Raw genomic sequence first — 18,350 nt, forward strand, 5'->3', positions numbered from 1 at the left:
CTCCAACAATATACCAGTAGCTGCGACACTGCTGAAACATATCCTGCAGAGGGCGGTAACCAAAAGCCCCCTTTCAGTCCCGGTTCAATCGGGTGAAAGGGGGCTGTTTGCTGTAACCAGATACCTGAGAGACTCAGGCAAGCTTATTTTCTAGCTCATGTCCCAGTTGGGGTACATGGTCCAGATGCCGCAGGGGCAGATGCCAGAGCAAATGCCACAGCCGATGCAACGGGCGGGATCAGAGACGTACTCAAATCCGCCGCCAGCGGTTTCCTTGCGGTCAATGGCCTTTTCCGGGCAGGATTTAAGGCACATTTTGCAATCGCGGCAGGTACCACAGCTCACGCAACGGGAAAACTCATCCTGTGGCGTGGGCAGATCACGGTCGTGACACTTGGCAAAATAGGCCGTGTGCAACCGCGTGGAAGGCACAAGCTGTTTCTTTTCAGGGGTATAGCTTTCGCCCTTTACCCAGGCATCGGCAGCGAGGGCGGCATCACGACCAGTGCCGATGGCGTGCACGAGCAGGCCGGGCTTGATCACGTCGCCAACGGCAAACACGCCGTCCATGATGCTGAGGTCGGGCTTGGGCACGATCCATTCGCGGAACTTTTCCAGTCCTTCGGGCAGGAAGGAAAGGTCGGGCGATTCGCCAATGGTGATGATGACCATCTTGCCGGGAATAAGCGTGCCTTCCTGGCTGATGATGCCGTTGTCGGTCACTTCCTTGGTCTGCACAGGCCAAACAAGCTTGCCGCCAAGGGCTTCAACGTGCTCAATTTCGTGGGCAAAGGCGGCGGGCTTCTGCACGTCTATACAGGTCACCTGCTTGGCGCCCATGGCATATGCGCCCACGGCGGCGTCCATACCAGCATTGCCGCAACCAATAACGATCACGCTGTCGGGCACGGCGGGCTTATCGCCCTTGTTGACGGCCTTCAAAAAGTCGATACCAGCCACGATCTTTTCGTGCCCAGGCCAGGGGAAGATGCGCGGCACGTGCCCGCCGGTGGCAACCACCAGGGCGGCGTGCTTTTTGCGCAGCTCGGCAAACTTTTGGGCATCAACGGGGCAGTTGTTCACAAAGGTCACGCCCATGTCTTCAATGCGCTTCAGTTCCTTGCGCAGAAGGTCATGGTTGAGACGCGCGCGGGGAATGACCTGCTCAAGCTTGCCGCCCATGACGGAATCAGCTTCGTACACGGTCACATCGTGACCCATGCGGGCAAGCTGCCAGGCTGCCGTAAGGCCGCCCACGCCGCCGCCGATAACACCAATGTGCTTTCCGGTGCGGGTTTTGGGCTTTTCTACCTTGATATCGGCAGAGAAGGAACCAAGCTTGCCGATCTGCACGGGGCTGTCGAGATCGGTGCGCGTGCAGCTCTGCATGCACGGGTTGGGGCACACGCTGCCGCACACGGAACCGGGGAACGGCGTGTAATCCAGCACCATGCGGTAAGCTGCGTCCACATTTCCTTCACGCAGAAGATTAAGTCTGCGCTGGGTGGGAATGGAGGCCGGACAGTTGAACTCGCAGGGCGCAGCAAAAGCGGCGTTTTGCCACATGGGAACACGCAGACGGTAATCGCCGCGCGCCACCAGCCCGTTGACCATGAAGTCGTCGGGGGCAACGTCGCTGAAAATACCGCTGGTGATCCATTCCTTGCTACGGAACTGCCCAAGGCTCACTACTTCCTTCTGGCCGCGTTCCTCGTACATGAGGGGGGTGATCTTGCGCCACTGGCTCCAGTCGCACAATTCATTGCGCAGGCTGGGCTGGTCAATGGCCATCAAAAAGTCATCAAGACCAGTATCAAGCCAGGCAACGTCTTCTTCGTCCAGTTCATTGACACGCACGTCCTTGGGCATCTGGCCCACTTCGCCGCGAAAATAAACCGCACCACCCACCATGCCCACGCAGGGGCGTTCGCCCATCACAGAACCAAGGCCCTGGCAGTCGTGCCCACAGACAACTGCCTTGCCGCCGCCCATGAATTCGAACGAAAAGCTGCCCACGCTCTTGAGCACCCACAGTTCGGGAGCTTCATAGAGGGGGTCGTGCTTCATGAGCGAGCCGGTACGCGTACCCGCGCGGCCACCCACGTAAACGGTGCCCGCTGCGGCGCAGTGGGCCGCAGTGTCGCCCGCGTCGCCACGCACTACAATGCGCCCGCCCGCGTTCAACCAGCCCACATCAGCCGAGGCAGAACCTTCAACCAGTATTTCGGTATTGGGCAGGCACATGGAGCCCACCCGCTGACCGGGGTTTTTCACTTTGAAGGTAAGCTTTTTGCCTTCCTTGTTCCAAAGGGGGCCGCCGATGTCGTGCTGGCCCGAAGCCTCAATATAAAAGTCAGTCTCGCCCTTCTCTACCGCGGCTTCAATAGCCAGCAGCAGGTCCTGGGTGGACATGCGCTTGTGTTCGTCTACCGTGCTAACGCGCAGCATGTTCTGCTCCTCGCCAATGTCTAACAGGCGTACTGGATGTCCAGCTTGTCGGCCACAGCCTTGTCCGTGGTAACCAGGGCGTCGGAACGCCCAACCGGCAGCGAGCTGTTGCCCACCGGGGCCAGCAGTTTGCGCAGTTCGGAGTCAAAGGCCAGCATGTAGTCCACAATGTTCTGTGCGCCCCTGTCCACATCCAGCCTTTTGACCAGACGCGGATCCTGGGTGCATATGCCCGTGGGACATTTGCCGGTGTTACAGGCGTTGCAGCGGCCATGTTCATTGCCGACGCAGCCCAGCAACTGAATGAGAATCTTGCCGATGATAACGCCATTGGCGCCAAGGCAGATCATCTTGAAGGCATCCGCAGCCGCATTGCCGGTAAGGCCGATACCGCCGCCAACCCAAAGGGGAATCTGCCCCTGCAGGCCATGGGCCACGGCTGCCATGTAGCAGTCGCGCAGCTTGGAAACAATGGGATGCCCCGTATGCTCGAGCGAAACCTCGTTGGCCGCGCCGGTGCCGCCCTGAATACCGTCCATAAAGAAACCGCCGCAGATCTTGTAGGGATCGCGCAGCAGGTTGTTGTAAACGGAAACAGAGGTAGCCGACGCCGCGCACTTGATGGCGACCGGCACACGGAAGCCAAAGGCGGCATTGAGCGAAAGGTGCATTTTCTGCACCGATTCTTCAATGGAGTACAGGCCCTGATGGTTCGGCGGCGAATGCAGGGTTGCCTTTGGTACGCCGCGGATGGCCTGAATGTGCGGAGCCACCTTGGCGGCGGGCAAAAGACCGCCGTCGCCGGGCTTTGCACCCTGACCGATCTTGATCAGCACGCCAGCCGGATCGGTCTTCATGCGGGGCATGGCCTTGATGATGCGGTTCCAGCCAAAGTGGCCGGAAGCGATCTGCAGGATCATGTACTTGAGTTGATCAGATTCCAGCAGCTTGATGGGCATGCCGCCCTCGCCCGAGCACATGCGCACGGGCATGCCGCACTTTTCATTAAGATAGGCTGCGGCAAGGGCGATGGCCTCCCACGCACGGGTGGAAAGCGCGCCAATGCTCATGTCGCTGAAGATGGCGGGATAAATCCAGTGCACCGGAGGGGTGCTTTCGGTCAACACAAGGCTGTCGCCATCCACACGCAGGGGCAGCTCCTTGGCAAGCATAACGCGGCCAAGGGGCGAACGGATATCAAAGGTATGGCGCTCGGAATCCAGCGCGGGGTCGGTCATCTGGCTGATGCGGCCCACAAAGATGGAATCGAGCGTACGCGGGGGGTTCAGGTTGGTGCGCCCGCCCCGCTTGACGGGGCCGTGTTGACGCGCCAGCACGGAAAACCGCGTATCCTGGTTGCGCACTGGCTTAATGGCAGCGTTGGGGCATATTTTTTCGCACATGCCGCAGCCAACGCAGGCACTGGGAATGCTGGGCTTCTGCATGATGACCGGCCGCGCGGAGTGTTCCTGCGTGGGGTCGGGAAAGGCCTTGCGCGAAAGCGTGATGCTGCGGCGCATCATGCCCACATCAATGGCATTGAATGTACACGCCGCCACGCACGAGCCGCACATGGTGCACAAATCGGGGCGGTATTCTATCTTCCAGCGCAGGTCGTTGACGCTGACGTCCTGAGTTCTTACTGATTCCATCGCTGCACCGCCAGATCGTTGTCAATAACCACCATCTCCCGCTCATTGGGGTAGATGTCTTTGGAAAGATCGCGGTCGGGCATGATGGCGTTCAGACCGCAGACCTCTGAGGCGATGGCCACCATGTCCGAGGTTCCGCCCACAACAACGGGCCGCAGCTTCTTTGAATCGCAGCAGGTAATCATCTTGCCGTCTGGCAGAAGGCCGATGATGGTGTTGGGGCCGTTGATCTCAAGATGCGCAAGCGATTCACGTATAAGGTTCAGCACCTTGCGGTCGGCACGCTTTTCAACTTCCACAAAGGGCAGAGGCGTAATGACGTGCTTGTAATACTTGATGGGCCAGCGCAGCTCATGCAGCACATAGTGCAGCGTGTACAGAAAGTTTTGCGAGTCAGATTCAAAACCCACATACCCTCTGTGCAGCGACTTCTGAAATTCTTTGTTCTTGGTGAAAAACGTGTTTTCACCATTGGCGCACACGGTGTACCCCTGCAAAAAGAAGGGGTGCGCGGCGTAACGCACAATTGCGTAGTTGGTGTTTTGGCGGCACTGGGTAACGATGTTGCGCGCAGTCAGGCGGCCGTCATTGTTCCATAGTCGAAAATAGACAGCTATGTCGGCAGGATCGCCAATTTCTTTAAGGGTCAGCACATCAGGCCAGAAGGAATAGACAAAGCCATTCTGCTTCTCGGCCAACAAAGCCCTCAGCTCAAGACGCGTGTCCAGCAACAGGTCTTCGCGTTCTTTCTGACTACGCGTGCGGTATTCCTCGGGGTAGTCGTAGTTGCGAAAAACATAACGGGGCATGGCATTGATCTTGAGATCGGGGCGCTTGTCCACCTCGGGGACCCACTGAGCCACCTGAACAAAAGCCCTTTCTTCCATGTAATCATTGACCAGCTGCACACCCTCGGGGGTGCAGGCCAACGAAAGCAGGGGCTTGTCCTTGTAGTGGCTAAACACGCCTTCCAGATCCTGCATAACCATAGCAAAACCTGAATTGTCATGCCCTTCCTGCTGCGGCAGCATTAGATTGAGCGCCATAGAGGGGGGTACGGGCGTCTTGCTCTTGATGGAACCAATTCTGCACATAGCTGATAACCTCAGGAAAATGCGTCAGTTGAAGACCAGCCGCAAACAGGGCTACAATAAGACGCGAATGAACCCTCATATTAGGGGTGCAAAGTTGACAGACCTTTTGGCGTTGTCAGAAGACGTGGCCAAAACGCACCACGAGCCGAGCAGTAGCGACTGTCAAAAGACAGCCTCTGCGCTCCAACCGGCGGGCCCACACTGGCGGTTGCGTTCGGCCTCTGGCGCAGGGGGGAAAATGAGTTTGCTACAAACCTTTACGATGGGCAAGAATAAAATGTCCCCTCATTGCAAAAAAATCAGTAGCATCACCGTAGTGTATAAAACTGCAGTGAATAAATTCTCTATCCAAAAAATTATATATGTTTACCTGAATGGCAATTTTGAAACATTTTTTTTGCAAAATTGCCATATTGCCATAACAAAATATTGGCAGCGACCGATATTTAATTTAGACTAAGGCTCACATAAACCTAAAAATTAGAATAATTCAGCGAATATATGTTGAATTTACTGTCGAGATATAGTCAATCGCCATGCGAGGTTAAAGATGAATGTCAGAATGTGGCTTGTTACCCTTTGCGGTGTGTTCGTTGTGGGTATGGCAACTCTTTTTTTCACCAGCACCCACATGTCCACACTTGTTTTTACGGAAGTAACAATCCCCCAACTCTCGGCTGCTCTGCAGTCAAAATATGAATATGGCCTCAAAAGCGTTGTGGACGTTGCGGCGCAGGATCTGGCCGACAGACTCAAAGGCGTTACCGATCCCAAGGAACAATACACGCTTATTGAGAAACACACAGATTATCAACGTTTTTTCCCCAATGATGAGGGTTATCTTTTTACCTACAAAACTGATGGCACACGCATCAATGTGCCCACAAACAAATCGCAAAATGGCAAAAATGTCATAGATCTCAAAGACACTGACGGCGTTTATTTTATCCGCGAGCTTATTGAAGCTGCCAAAAAAGGCGGCGGCTTTGTGGCCTACCGGTTTGACAAGCCTGGCGCCGGCGTGCAGCCCAAGCTTGCCTATACCCGCCTGATACCCGGCACTGATGTCATTGTCGGCACAGGCGTGTACATCGACAGCGTTGAAGCCGAGCGCACCCGTGTCGCCAAACTGGTTTCGGAACGCAACGACCATTACGACAACCTTGAGCTGCTTATCTGTACTGGCATACTCACCATCATTCTGGGTTTTGCCTGGCTGATCACGCGTATCATCTGTGTGCCCCTGCGCCAGATCACTGTTGAAGCAGAGAAAGTCGCCCAGGGTGAAGAAGCTGCCCTGCCCCAGCTCAAAATGTCCTGTCCTCTCGAAATTCGCAGGCTCAACAGTTCGCTGGGCATGATGATCGAGAATCTGCATGGCCGTATCAAGGAAGCAGCCGACAAAACCCGTCAGGCCGACGAAGCCCTTGGGCACGCCAAGGTGGCCCAGACCGCAGCCGAAGAAGCCAAGCTTCGTGCAGAATCGGCCCGCAGGGAGGGCATGCTGGCAGCCGCGCAGCAGCTGGAATCCATTGCAAAAGCCCTGTCTGCCGCTTCATCTGATCTTTCGCACCAGATCCAGCGTTCGGACGAAGGCGCCGAGGAATCCTCCAAGCGCCTGGCCGGTGCGGCCACTGCCATGAATGAAATGAACGCCACTGTGCAGGATGTGGCCCGCAACGCCGGTCTTGCCTCAAGCGCGTCGCTTGAAACGCGCGACAAGGCCCTTGCAGGTGCCAAGGTTGTGCAGGATGCCGTAAACAGCATCACTGAAGTGCAGAGCCATTCGCTCTCGCTCAAGGAAGACATGACCCGCCTGAGCGAACACGCGCAGGCCATCAACCAGATCATGGGCGTTATTTCCGATATCGCAGACCAGACCAATCTGCTGGCATTAAACGCCGCCATTGAAGCGGCCCGCGCGGGCGATGCCGGTCGTGGCTTTGCCGTGGTGGCAGACGAAGTGCGCAAGCTGGCAGAAAAGACCATGGTCTCGACCAGCGACGTGGCCAAGGCCATTCAGGCCATTCAGGATAGCACCGCCAAGAGTATGAAGGGCGTGGAGAACGCGGTGAGCTCCATCGGCGTGGCCACAGAGCTTGCCGGGCAGTCTGGTGAAGCGCTGCAAGGCATTGTGGACGTGGTTACCGCCACGGCTGATCAGGTAAATGCCATTGCCGCCGCCAGCGAAGAACAGTCAGCTGCCAGCGAAGAAATCAACCGCAGCATTGTGGAAGTCAACGAGGTTTCGCGCGTAACTGCAGAGGCCATGAGTCAGGCATCCACAGCCGTGGCCGACCTTACCGAACAGGCCAAAAGACTTGCCGCTCTTATTCAGGAAATGCAGCAAGACTAAGCTACACGCTCATACAACAGGTCAAGAAGTTCCCGGTTTGCGCAGCGCATGCGCAGACCGGGAATTTTTTCTATGGAGATTGTGCGTGGCATGCAGCAAGGCATGTCACGTAGTCGGCACGGCTCAACACAGATTCAAACCGTTCTTGCGTTTTTGCCCGCAACACGCCACATTTATCAGAGGCGTTGCACCATCAGTCATGCATACACAGATGATGCGCCTGTGCCCGCAGTTTCAATGCGAAAAATCATGCAGCGTACCCTGGTTTTTTTCAGGAAACTTCTATGAAAAACCGCATCCTCATTCTGGTGGTAATGCTCTTGTGTGCCTGCGCCCGTCCCGTATCCCGTCATGAAATGTCAGCCGACACTCTTGCATCCACCATGTATGGCAAGGTGCAGGGTTTTGTTGCCTCTGGCGTCAAAACATGGCTGGGAATTCCCTATGCCGCGCCGCCCGTAGGCGAACTGCGTTTTCGGCGCAACCAGCCGCCGCAGCCATGGCAGGACGTAAAAAAGTGCGTGGCCTTTGGCAACAAACCCATTCAGTACATGAACATGTTTGGGCTAGAGCGCTCGCGCGTGCCCGCCAGCGAAGACTGCCTGTACCTGAACGTGTGGGCCCCGCGGACTGCCGCCCCAAATACAAAACTGCCGGTATTTGTGTGGATTTACGGCGGCGCATATCATATGGGCGAAGGCAGCGACCCCATGTACGACGGCACATCATTTGCCCGTGATGGCGTGGTCTTTGTCAATTTCAATTATCGCGTGGGGCCGTTGGGCTTCTACGATTTTTCCATGTACGGCAGCAGGTTTGAATCCAACTGCGGCGTATCAGACCAGATTGCCGCCTTGCGCTGGGTGCGCGACAACATTGCCTCGTTTGGTGGCGACCCCGACAACGTTACCATTGCGGGTGAATCTGCTGGCGGCACAGGCGTGTACAACATGCTGGCCTCACCTGCCGCAAAGAGGCTCTTTCAAAAGGCCATTGCCGAAAGCGGCGTAACAGGAAATACCGAATCCCGCCGTATGGTTGAGATGAACAACGCCATCTTTTTTGAAAAGCTTGGCATCAACCCGCGTACCGACGTAGACAGGCTGCTGGATATGCCTGCGCAGGACATGCTTGCTGCGGCCACATTCACGCTCAGGGAAGGCCCCCGCCGACACCCCGGCATCTTCATGCCCGGCCCGGTCAAGGACGATCTGCTGCCCCTGCATCCGTGGGAAGCCATGGCCCAGGGCAACGCCCGCGATGTAAAGGTCATTTTGGGCACAAACCGCAATGAAGGCACACTGTTTGCCCTGCTGGGCCTGTTGCCCAAAAACTGGCAACAGGTGGAAAAGATGCTGCGCGACAACGGCGCCGCAGCGCATATCCCGGCTGTCACTGATCTGTACGCCAATGAAAAAGGCATGAAGAAAATGACCACCCTCGCTGGCGATCGGGCCTTTGTGGTGGATATGGTCAAATGCGCAGATGTGCAGAGCGCCTTTGCCAACACATACGTGTACCGCTTTGACTACGCCCCGCTGCTGCCAGAACTGCTGATGCTGGGTGCGGCCCATTCTACGGAAATTACCACCGCCCTTGCTACAAACGACCACCCATTCTGGCTGCTCACGCCCTCGGCGCGCCGCAAGGAACTTACGCAGTCCATGCACGGCGCATGGCTAAATTTTGTCAAAACAGGCAATCCCAATGGCCCCGGCATCACGCCGGCATGGCCGCAGTATGGTTCTGAGCGGCGGCTCACCTATATTTTTGACCAGAACAACAGTGTGGAATCCAACCCGCACAACAGGGTGTATGAAGTATGGAAGGATATTCAGCTGTACCAGTAGGTTGAACAGGTCAGCATTGACATGCCCGCTGCGGCTCCATACCCTTGCGACACAAATTCAGTTCAAAACCTTCACCAGTTGAAGGTTGGGAGTAGAACATGACAGATATATCGAGCCTGCCCGGCGCAAATTTTTCGCCGGATGTGGACAGCATACCCGAAGAATGCACACTTGAGCGCCTCGACGAACGCCGCTACCTGATCGGCGGCAAGCTGCTTGAATGGACCGGCCCCATGCGCACGGTTACTTCACCCCTGTATGTAAACGGTGAGCAGCGCGTCATCGGCTCCTGCCCGGAACTGACCGAAGCCGAATCGCTGGCCGCGGTGGAGGCTGTAAGCAAAGCGTGGGACAATGGCCGTGGCGCGTGGCCCACCATGCGCGTTGAAGACCGCATTGCCCGCGTGGAAGAATTCGCCCGCCGTATGGCTGCCGTACGCGAAGAAGTGGTTCGCCTCATGGTGTGGGAAATCTGCAAGCCGCTCAACGATTGCTGCGCAGAATTCGACCGCACCATTGACTACATCCGCGCCACCGTAGACGCACTCAAGGACCTTGACCGGGCTTCGTCGCGCTTTGTGATCGAAAGCGGCATTTACGCCCAGATTCGCCGCGCTCCGCTTGGGCCGGTGCTTTGCATGGGGCCGTACAACTACCCCCTCAACGAGACCTTTACCACGCTTATTCCCGCGCTGATCATGGGCAACCCTGTCATTGTCAAAACGCCGCGCATAGGCAAACTGCTGTACGCGCCGCTGCTTGAGGCCTTTGCCGAATGCTTCCCCGCAGGGGTGGTGAACATTCTTTTTGGCGACAGACGCGTGGCCATCCCCGCGCTGCAATCGGGCCACATCAGCGTGCTGGCCTTTATCGGTTCAAGCAAGGCTGCCGATGCCCTGCGCAGACACCATCCCTCACCCCACAGGCTGCGTTGCGTGCTGGGACTCGATGCCAAAAACGCGGGTATTGTGCTGCCCTGCGCAGACATGGATCTGACCGTTTCAGAGGCGGTTACGGGTGCGCTGAGCTTTAACGGCCAGCGCTGCACGGCCCTCAAGATCTTTTATGTGCACGCCTCGCGCACAGAGGAATTTCTGGCAAAGTTCAGCCAGGCCATTGCCGCCCTGCCCATGGGCCTGCCCTGGAAGCCGGGTGTTAAAATTACCCCGCTGCCCGTGCCCGGAAAGGTGGACGAACTGTGCGAACTGGTGGACGATGCAGTTGCCAGGGGAGCACGTATCGCCAACCCGCACGGCGGCACCTATAACCGCACCCTTTACTATCCCACCCTCATGGCTGGCATAACCGCAGAAATGCGCCTGCACACAGAGGAGCAGTTTGCGCCGGTTGTGCCCGTGGTTTCGTATAACGACGTGTCAGAAGCCGCAGAAGCTGTGATCGCCTCGCCCTTCGGTCAGCAGGCCAGTATTTTTGGCACTGATCCCGATGCTGTGGCCGCGCTCATCGACCCCATGGTCAACCAGGTGTGCCGCGTGAACATCAACAGTCAATGCCAACGCGGGCCGGATACCTTCCCCTTCACTGGGCGCAAGGATTCCGCCGAGGGTACGCTCTCAGTCAGCGATGCGCTGCGGGCATTTTCCATCCGCACACTGGTGGCGGCCAAGGGCTCTGTCCCCAACAAGGCACTGGTTTCTGACATCGTGCGCAACAGAAAGTCCAACTTCTTGTCCACGGATTTTCTGTTCTAATGCTGAAGTTGTCTCTAAAATAAAACTTGAAGTAAAACTTGAAAGGCCGCACAAGCGGCCTTTTTTGTTACATATAATGTTCAAAACCCTACACTAACCCAGCTTCGGCGGGTGGGAAAAACTGAACGGCCCACGCTCGGCAAATTTACCCGGCACACGGCAGTAATGGGTGTTTACCCGGCCATCAACAAAGTGGTGCAGCAAAAATGCGGGGGCTTCGTCCGTAAAGGCATCGCCGCCAGTGGGACAGAAATCGGGAACAATATGCATGCACACTGGCGGGGCCGTGACCGCCGCTACCCCATGCCACACGGTAAACATATAGCGGTGCAGATGCCCACAGCACAGGCGCACATTGGGGAACTTTTGCAGAATCCGGCCAAGCTTCTCGGCGTTCTCGTAAGGTTCATCCATCACGCCAAGGGCCGTGAAATATGGTGGGTGGTGCGTGAATACGAGGGTGGGCCTTTCTGGCTGCGCGGCCAGCGTCTGCTCCAGCCATTGCGATACAGGGCCGTCAAAATGGCCGGAATGCGAACCGGGGCGGGTTCCGTCAAAAAACACCATTCGAAGCGGATATTTTTCAACTGTATAGCACAAATAGGGCGCAACAGCAGGATCTGCCGGGCAAAACCGGGCAAGCCCGGTCATAAAATTTTCGCGCCTGTCATGATTGCCGGGCAGCGCATACACCGGCATATCGAGTGAGCCCAGAGCTTCCGCAGCAATAGCATAACCACCAGACTGCCCATTGACCGATATATCGCCGCTCACCACAACGCAATCGGGGCGCTGTGGCAGCGATGCCAGATGCGCCACGGTCTTTTCAAGCAGCAGAGCGCCATCGGAAACATTAAATGCCAACCCGCGCCCTTCCGCCACGTGCAAATCCGATATTTGCGCTATGAACATGCCACCCCTCCAGCAATTCTATTATGTAATATTCCTAATCTCTTTGGGAAGTTGCAGTCAAGCACACCTTGTCACAAAACTGTAACGTAATCGGCTGTAATGTAACAATCGTAAAAGCCTGTGTTCTTGCCACAACGCGCAATTGGTGGTAATTTAAACAAAATTTAACTCAGACAAGCCAATACAATCATGTGTAGCCCCTGTTTTTTCCCCTAGCCTTCACTGTCACATAAGGAGCCGAAATTGTCCGCGATACATCTTGAAAACGTATGTAAACAGTGGGGTGCGACCCACGCTGTACAAAATGTGTCCTTTGAGATCAATGAAGGCTCGCTGCTGGTTTTGCTGGGGCCTTCCGGCTGCGGCAAATCCACAACGCTGCGCCTCATTGCCGGGCTGGAGAGCGTTACCAGCGGGCGTATCTATATAGGCGACCGCGATGTGACCGATCTGCCCCCCGCAGAGCGCCGCCTTGCCATGGTCTTTCAGTCTTACGCACTTTTTCCGCACCTTACCGTGCGCGAAAATATCCTCTTTGGCCTTAAAGTCCGCAAAGTGGCCGAGGCCGACCAAAAGCGCCGGCTCGATAAAGCCGTTGAAATTCTGGGCCTCGCGGGCCTGCTGGACAGAAAGCCCTCTGCCCTGTCCGGCGGTCAGCAACAGCGCGTGGCTCTTGGTCGGGCGCTGGTAGCCGAGGCGGCGGTGTGTCTGATGGACGAACCGCTCTCAAACCTTGATGCCAAGCTGCGCCTTGAAATGCGACGCGAAATACGTGAGCTCCAGCAGCGCCTGGGCATGACCATGGTTTACGTTACCCACGACCAGACCGAAGCCATGAGCATGGCCGACACCATCATTTTGATGCAGCACGGGCACATTGTGCAAAACGACGGGCCTGTGGCCATGTATTCCAAACCGGCTACGACATTTGCCGCAAGCTTTATCGGTACGCCGCCCATGAACCTTTTGACCGTTGCCATGACAGACGGCCAGCCAGTGATTGCAGGCAGCAAGGGCTGCACCGTGCCCGGCCCCGTATGTGCAGAATGCACCCTTGGCATACGGCCAGAGCATGTGCTGGTAACGGAAGATGGCCCATGGGAAGCCGAGGTGCTGAGCATGGAATACCTTGGCTCTGATTCTGTGCTGGCGTGCAGCCTTGGTCAGCAGCAGATATCGGTGCAGGTGGCGGGCAACCCCGGCTTCAAACCCGGCCACAAACTACGCCTGAGCTTTGGCAATGATGCGCTGCATTACTTTGAGGCGCAATCGGGCGCCCGTAGAGAATGGACCTAGGCACGAGCCCTATTTTTTTAATATTACCAGATAATTATGATCCTGTTTCGTTACACGACTGTTCCCGGCCTGTAACATTCAAACGATAGTACAGATGCAGCCCCCAAACCCCTGCTAGGAGAAATACATGAAACGTATCCGCTCTTTATGTATGGCAATTTTGTGTTTCTGCCTGTGCGCTGGCAATGCGCTTGCGGCACAGACCAATCTTACGTTCTACTTTCCTGTTTCCGTAGGCGGCCCCATCACCAAGATTGTTGAAGGCATGACCCAGGAATTCATGAAAGAGAACCCTGATATCAAGATTACGCCTGTGTATTCGGGCAATTATCGTGATACGCTCACCAAGGCTCTTACTGCCCAGCGCGGTGGCGAGCCGCCGCATGTGGCCGTGTTGCTCTCTACCGACATGTTTACCCTTATCGATGAAAACGCCATCGTTTCCTACGACGAAATCGTGGGCAAAGACAACATGGCCTTCACCAAGGATTACTTTCCCGGTTTCATGCGCAACAGCCAGACCGATGGCAAGACCTGGGGCATTCCCTTCCAGCGCTCGACCATCGTGATGTACTGGAACAAGGAAATGTTCAAGGATGCCGGCCTTGACCCCGACAAAGCCCCCGCCACATGGCAGGAGCTGGTTGAAATGGGCAAAAAGCTTACCAAGAAGGACGAATCCGGCAAGGTCAGTCAATGGGGCGTTGCCATTCCCAGCACCGGCTATGCCTACTGGATGCTGCAGGCTCTGGCCATCACCAACGGCGTTGAGCTGATGAATGATGCGGGCAACAAGGTGTTTTTCGACAATCCCAAAAACATCGACGCCCTCCAGTTCCTTACCGATCTGGCCTACAAGTACGAGGTTTCGCCCAAGGGAACCATCGACTGGTCTACCACACCCCGCGATTTCTTTGAGCGCAAAACCGCTATCATGTGGACCACTACCGGCAACCTCACCAACGTGCGTACCAACGCCAAGTTCCCCTTTGGCGTGGCCATGCTGCCCGCCAATGCCCGCCTTGGCTCGCCCACCGGCGGCGGCAACTTCTACATTTTCAAGAATTCCTCGCCTGAAGAACGCAAGGCTGCCGTCAAGTTTGTGCAGTGGATGACCACCGCCGAACGCGCCGCCCAGTGGGGTATCGACACCGGCTATGTGGCCGTGCGCCCCGACGCCTGGAAGACCGCCCGAATGGAAGCCTATGTAAAGGACTTTCCCTATGCCGCCGTGGCCCGCGACCAGCTGGCCCACGCCGTGCCCGAACTCTCTACCCACGAAAACCAGCGTGTAACAAAGGCCCTCGACGACGCCATTCAGGCCGCCGTCAACGGCTCCAAGAAATCGGAAGACGCACTCAAGGATGCCCAGCGCGAGGCGGACCGCATTCTGCGCCGCTATCAGAAGTAAAAGAAGCAGTTATTGTGCTGCCAGGGGGGCTTGCCCCTCTGGCAGCTTTGTTCAATCCAACCAGATTCACCCAGATTCAAGAGAGCAGGCCTATGTTAAAACCGGAAACCATGCGGCAGATCAACGCATGGCTGCTTTTGCTTCCCGGCTTTGCCCTGGTGGTGACGTTTACGCACTTTCCTGCCGTAAGCACTTTTATCCACAGTTTTTTTATGGATGGCCGAGGAGGAGCGCCTGCCCAGTTCGTGGGGCTTGAGCAGTACCGTTATCTGCTGGATGACGAGGTTTTTTTCAAATCGCTGCGCAACAACATCATTTTTGCCTGCTGCACCATCCCCTGTTCCATATCGCTGGCCATGCTCATGGCCTTTCTGGTCAACGCACGGCTCACAGGGCAGGCTTTTTTGCGCCTGTGCTACTTTGTGCCCACAGTGCTGCCCATGATCGCCGTGGCAAATATCTGGCTGTTTTTTTACACGCCCGATTACGGCCTGCTTGAGCAGCTGCGCTTTTTTCTGGGGGCCACCACCGGCATAAACTGGCTGGGCAGCGAAGAAACAGCCCTGTTCTGCGTAATAAGCGTGGCAGTGTGGAAGGACGCGGGCTTCTTTATGATTTTTTATCTCGCGGCATTGCAGCAAATTCCGCCGAGTCTTGGCGAGGCTGCCATGCTTGAGGGTGCCTCTCGCGCCTATTATTACCGCCGCGTGGTCATTCCCCTGCTTATGCCCACCACACTTTTTGTGCTTATCAATGCCACCATCAACGCCTTCCGCATGGTGGACCACCTGTTTGTGCTCACCCAAGGCGGCCCCAACAATGCCACCTCGCTGCTGCTCTACTACATTTACGAAACCAGCTTCAAGTTCTGGGATACGGGCTACGGCGCAACGCTGACCATGGTGCTGCTGGCCTTTTTGGGCTTTGCCGCCTTTGTGCAGTTTGGCATCATTGAAAAGAGGGTGCACTACAGATGAACGAACAGCGCAACATGTACGACAGCCGCGGCTTTTCGCGCGTGCTGGACACAACGGCAGCCTGGATGCTTGCCATTCTGTGGGCCCTGCCGCTTTTTTATGCCATCTGGACTGCCTTTCACCCGGCGGAATTTTCAACACGTTTCAGCCTCACGGCACCTCTTACGCTTGAAAATTTCGCCAATGCCTGGAAAGCCGCGCCTTTTGCCCGCTATTTCATCAACACCATCATGCTGGTAACGCTTACCACCGGCATGCAGCTTGTACTGTGCACCCTGGCGGCCTACGCATTTGCCCGCTACGACTTTAAGGGCAAGGGCATCGCCTTTGCGCTTATTCTCATGCAGCTCATGATCATGCCCGACGTTCTGGTGGTGGAAAACTACAGCACCATGTCCAAGATCGGCGTGCTTGATTCTACCCTTGCCATCAGCCTGCCGTACATGGCTTCGGCCTTTGGCATATTTTTGCTGCGCCAAACCTTCAAAAGCGTGCCCAAAGAGCTGGAAGAAGCCGCTGCGGTTGAAGGGGCCAACACCCTACAGGTGCTGTGGCACGTGTACGTGCCGCTGGCCAAACCCACGTATGCGGCCTACGCCCTTGTTTCCATCAGCACGCACTGGAACAACTTTCTCTGGCCGCTCATTGTGACAAATTCCGTCAACTCGCGCCCGCTTACCGTGGGTTTGCAGATATTCTCTGCCACAGAACAGGGAGTGGACTGGACAATCATTACCGCGGCAACACTCATGACATCCGGCCCGCTGCTAGTGGCATTTTTGTTGTTCCAGCGGCAGTTTGTGCAGTCGTTCATGCGGGCTGGCATTAAATAGCTACCTTGCCCACACCAATCAAAAGGCCCCAACGGCTGCCACCGGCGACCGTTGGGGCTTTGCGCATCTATTGTGGTTCGGTTGTATTCGTGGCTATAGTGACACTGCTTGTAAAAGCGCCCTGCCTTGCACTGTGCGGGCAGGCTGCCTGTAAACGAAACCCTTTGGAGGATTCTATGGCAGTTTTTGCAGACTCGATAAAACTGATGCTGGCTGCTGGCCTGTTGCTTGCTGGCACGGCGGTGGTAGCCTATAGTGCCGATTCAGGCGAAGAACTGTACACCAAGCTGTGCTCTGGCTGTCATTCGCCCAGCCCAGCCATGAAGGGCAAACCGGTTGATGCCCTGCTGGCAGGCATGGACAGGGTTAAAAACATAAGCAACGCTACGGGCGCTGCCGCGCGCATGCAGCAGGTGCTGCAACCCCTGACCCCGGAACAGACCAAGAGCATTGCCACCTACATCAACGGCCTGAAATAGCCAAAACAGTCTGGCAGCACAGGTATACTGCCCGACCAGAACACAATGACGGCGAAAAATACGCTTCTGTGCAAAAATTACGCTTGCATTGCATGCAAGAACAGGGCATATAACCGCCAGCGCTATGCTGTTTCGGGCAGTTAGCTCAGCTGGTTGAGCACCGCCCTTACAAGGCGGGGGCCACAGGTTCAAGTCCTGTACTGCCCACCAAATAAATCAAGGGGTTATCCTAAAAAGGATGACCCCTTATTTTTTTGGGCACATGGCTTGGGCACATGAGGGCATGATGTCGGGAAAGGATTCGATGGCTGCTCTTCGAGACGACTCTGATGTGTGCTGATAGTGGGTAAGGATCATGGTGGGGTTTGAATGTCCCATGATCTCAGCAACAGACTTCAAGTCTGCATCGTTGTCCAAGGCGTAGGTGGCAAAAGCATGGCGCAAATCGTATGGGCGCATGCGCCTGGTGATGCCAGCCGCCTTCTTGGTGTCTCGCCATGCTGATTTCATGCTGTCTATCTGCTTGCCTTTGAAGTGGATGATGAACTCACATCCGGCCTCAACATCAGAGCGCCCCCAGACCTTCATTTCTTCCAACAAATTTTCTCGAATCGGCACGTCTCGGAATGGCATATTCTTGTTTTTGGCAGCACTCCACACTCGAATCGTCCTTCTTTCAAAGTCGACATCTTCCCATTTGAGACGGAACAATTCGGTCGGGCCAATACGGACCCCAAGGAAAATGCCCAGCATGACGGCTCGGTATACGTGCCCCTTGGCAACCGCAAGAATTGCGGAAACCTCTGCTGGCGTCGGGGGAGCAATCCGTTCATGCTGTCCCCTGGGTAGTTTCATGCCTTGCATTGGATTGGATTCAATGAACTCTGAGTCGGCAGCCCAGGACAGGGCCGCGCGGAGAATGGTAAGTCGACGGTGTGACGTGGTTGTTTTAACGCCTCGCTCAGCTTCATCGCTGATGAACTTAACGAAATCCCGCTTTTCCAGGCTGGACACTTCTCGGTTCCCGAACACGGCATGCACATGCTTCAGGTGTTCGAGAATGGTACGCAGATTTTTGTCGCTAAACCTTTTGGCCGACAGGTAAAGGGCAACAACCTCGCGGACCGTGCCGCCGGTGCTGATATTTTCATCTTCTTCCGGTCTGAATGACTCGCGGTCATACTTCAAGCGGTGCTGAATCAGTGAATCTTCTTTGCGGGCTTCGGCAAGCGTGGGGAAAGAAGCGCTTTCCCTCTTTCCCGTGAATGGATTGTTCCAGTAAACTTGATAGGAAGATGCCCGGCCATTACGTTTGCGGATAGCCATTCCC

14 protein-coding genes and 1 tRNA gene are annotated in these 18,350 nt (G+C 55.9%); 10 read left to right on the forward strand and 5 right to left on the reverse strand.

Annotation, left to right across the window (positions count from 1 at the left end):
* Positions 1–150 precede the first annotated feature (150 nt).
* From F8N36_RS07680 to F8N36_RS07690, 3 genes are read right to left on the reverse strand one after another with little or no spacing between them, the layout of a single operon-like run.
* Entirely contained in the window at positions 151–2,448 is a 2,298-nt protein-coding gene (locus tag F8N36_RS07680) for an FAD-dependent oxidoreductase (protein WP_291332212.1), read from the reverse strand.
* Positions 2,449–2,468: 20 nt separating this feature from the next.
* On the reverse strand, positions 2,469–4,100 hold the full coding sequence (locus F8N36_RS07685) for a glutamate synthase-related protein (protein WP_291332213.1): 1,632 nt from the start codon (positions 4,098–4,100) through the stop codon (positions 2,469–2,471).
* The gene (locus tag F8N36_RS07690) at positions 4,088–5,146 is read right to left on the reverse strand and encodes a glutamate synthase (protein ID WP_291332214.1); all 1,059 of its coding nucleotides are present in this window, start codon (positions 5,144–5,146) and stop codon (positions 4,088–4,090) included. The genes F8N36_RS07685 and F8N36_RS07690 overlap by 13 nt, the downstream gene beginning before the upstream one ends.
* A gap of 28 nt (positions 5,147–5,174) precedes the next feature.
* Here F8N36_RS07690 and F8N36_RS07695 point away from each other — a divergent pair, with 28 nt between their 5' ends.
* From F8N36_RS07695 to F8N36_RS07710, 4 genes are all read left to right on the forward strand, one after another.
* Positions 5,175–5,654: a hypothetical protein gene (locus tag F8N36_RS07695; protein ID WP_291332215.1), complete on the forward strand. Its 480-nt coding sequence runs from the start codon at positions 5,175–5,177 to the stop codon at positions 5,652–5,654.
* 171 nt (positions 5,655–5,825) lie between these two features.
* A complete protein-coding gene (locus tag F8N36_RS07700; protein WP_291332216.1) occupies positions 5,826–7,550 on the forward strand; it encodes a methyl-accepting chemotaxis protein in 1,725 nt (574 codons plus the stop codon).
* Between the two features lie 284 nt (positions 7,551–7,834).
* Entirely contained in the window at positions 7,835–9,400 is a 1,566-nt protein-coding gene (locus tag F8N36_RS07705) for a carboxylesterase/lipase family protein (RefSeq protein ID WP_291332217.1), read from the forward strand.
* Between the two features lie 98 nt (positions 9,401–9,498).
* Positions 9,499–11,112, forward strand: coding sequence for an aldehyde dehydrogenase family protein (locus F8N36_RS07710; RefSeq protein ID WP_291332218.1), 1,614 nt, complete (start codon positions 9,499–9,501; stop codon positions 11,110–11,112).
* Between the two features lie 93 nt (positions 11,113–11,205).
* Here the strand turns inward: F8N36_RS07710 and F8N36_RS07715 are convergent, their stop codons facing one another.
* Entirely contained in the window at positions 11,206–12,024 is an 819-nt protein-coding gene (locus F8N36_RS07715) for a phosphodiesterase (RefSeq protein ID WP_291332219.1), read from the reverse strand.
* Between the two features lie 306 nt (positions 12,025–12,330).
* Here F8N36_RS07715 and F8N36_RS07720 point away from each other — a divergent pair, with 306 nt between their 5' ends.
* The 6 genes from F8N36_RS07720 to F8N36_RS07745 all read left to right on the forward strand — a co-directional run bounded on the left by F8N36_RS07720 (position 12,331) and on the right by F8N36_RS07745 (position 17,230).
* Positions 12,331–13,320 (forward strand): ABC transporter ATP-binding protein, encoded by a 990-nt coding sequence (locus F8N36_RS07720; protein WP_291332220.1) that lies wholly within the window; start codon positions 12,331–12,333, stop codon positions 13,318–13,320.
* A 127-nt stretch (positions 13,321–13,447) separates the two neighbouring features.
* Positions 13,448–14,731 (forward strand): ABC transporter substrate-binding protein, encoded by a 1,284-nt coding sequence (locus F8N36_RS07725; RefSeq protein ID WP_291332221.1) that lies wholly within the window; start codon positions 13,448–13,450, stop codon positions 14,729–14,731.
* A 92-nt stretch (positions 14,732–14,823) separates the two neighbouring features.
* Positions 14,824–15,708 carry a sugar ABC transporter permease gene (locus F8N36_RS07730; RefSeq protein ID WP_291332222.1) on the forward strand — a complete coding sequence of 295 codons (885 nt, stop codon included), beginning with the start codon at positions 14,824–14,826 and terminating at the stop codon, positions 15,706–15,708.
* Positions 15,705–16,541 carry a carbohydrate ABC transporter permease gene (locus tag F8N36_RS07735; protein ID WP_291332223.1) on the forward strand — a complete coding sequence of 279 codons (837 nt, stop codon included), beginning with the start codon at positions 15,705–15,707 and terminating at the stop codon, positions 16,539–16,541. Before F8N36_RS07730 ends, F8N36_RS07735 begins: the two co-directional genes overlap by 4 nt.
* A 176-nt stretch (positions 16,542–16,717) precedes the next feature.
* Positions 16,718–17,020, forward strand: coding sequence for a hypothetical protein (locus F8N36_RS07740; RefSeq protein ID WP_291332224.1), 303 nt, complete (start codon positions 16,718–16,720; stop codon positions 17,018–17,020).
* A gap of 134 nt (positions 17,021–17,154) precedes the next feature.
* Positions 17,155–17,230: transfer RNA gene (locus F8N36_RS07745), tRNA-Val, on the forward strand.
* A 36-nt stretch (positions 17,231–17,266) separates the two neighbouring features.
* Here F8N36_RS07745 and F8N36_RS07750 read toward each other — a convergent pair.
* A complete protein-coding gene (locus tag F8N36_RS07750) occupies positions 17,267–18,346 on the reverse strand; it encodes a site-specific integrase (RefSeq protein ID WP_291332225.1) in 1,080 nt (359 codons plus the stop codon).
* Positions 18,347–18,350: the final 4 nt, after the last annotated feature.

This window comes from Desulfovibrio sp., assembly GCF_009712225.1.
Lineage (GTDB): Bacteria > Desulfobacterota > Desulfovibrionia > Desulfovibrionales > Desulfovibrionaceae > Desulfovibrio.

Coding starts and splice junctions, on each gene's coding strand:
- F8N36_RS07715 (WP_291332219.1), bottom strand. CDS start 12,024: ATGTTCATAGCGCAAATATCGGATTTGCACGTGGCGGAAGGGCGCGGG.
- F8N36_RS07725 (WP_291332221.1), top strand. CDS start 13,448: ATGAAACGTATCCGCTCTTTATGTATGGCAATTTTGTGTTTCTGCCTG.
- F8N36_RS07695 (WP_291332215.1), top strand. CDS start 5,175: ATGGAACCAATTCTGCACATAGCTGATAACCTCAGGAAAATGCGTCAG.
- F8N36_RS07680 (WP_291332212.1), bottom strand. CDS start 2,448: ATGCTGCGCGTTAGCACGGTAGACGAACACAAGCGCATGTCCACCCAG.
- F8N36_RS07690 (WP_291332214.1), bottom strand. CDS start 5,146: ATGGCGCTCAATCTAATGCTGCCGCAGCAGGAAGGGCATGACAATTCA.
- F8N36_RS07710 (WP_291332218.1), top strand. CDS start 9,499: ATGACAGATATATCGAGCCTGCCCGGCGCAAATTTTTCGCCGGATGTG.
- F8N36_RS07700 (WP_291332216.1), top strand. CDS start 5,826: ATGTCCACACTTGTTTTTACGGAAGTAACAATCCCCCAACTCTCGGCT.
- F8N36_RS07740 (WP_291332224.1), top strand. CDS start 16,718: ATGGCAGTTTTTGCAGACTCGATAAAACTGATGCTGGCTGCTGGCCTG.
- F8N36_RS07685 (WP_291332213.1), bottom strand. CDS start 4,100: ATGGAATCAGTAAGAACTCAGGACGTCAGCGTCAACGACCTGCGCTGG.
- F8N36_RS07735 (WP_291332223.1), top strand. CDS start 15,705: ATGAACGAACAGCGCAACATGTACGACAGCCGCGGCTTTTCGCGCGTG.
- F8N36_RS07750 (WP_291332225.1), bottom strand. CDS start 18,346: ATGGCTATCCGCAAACGTAATGGCCGGGCATCTTCCTATCAAGTTTAC.
- F8N36_RS07705 (WP_291332217.1), top strand. CDS start 7,835: ATGAAAAACCGCATCCTCATTCTGGTGGTAATGCTCTTGTGTGCCTGC.
- F8N36_RS07730 (WP_291332222.1), top strand. CDS start 14,824: ATGTTAAAACCGGAAACCATGCGGCAGATCAACGCATGGCTGCTTTTG.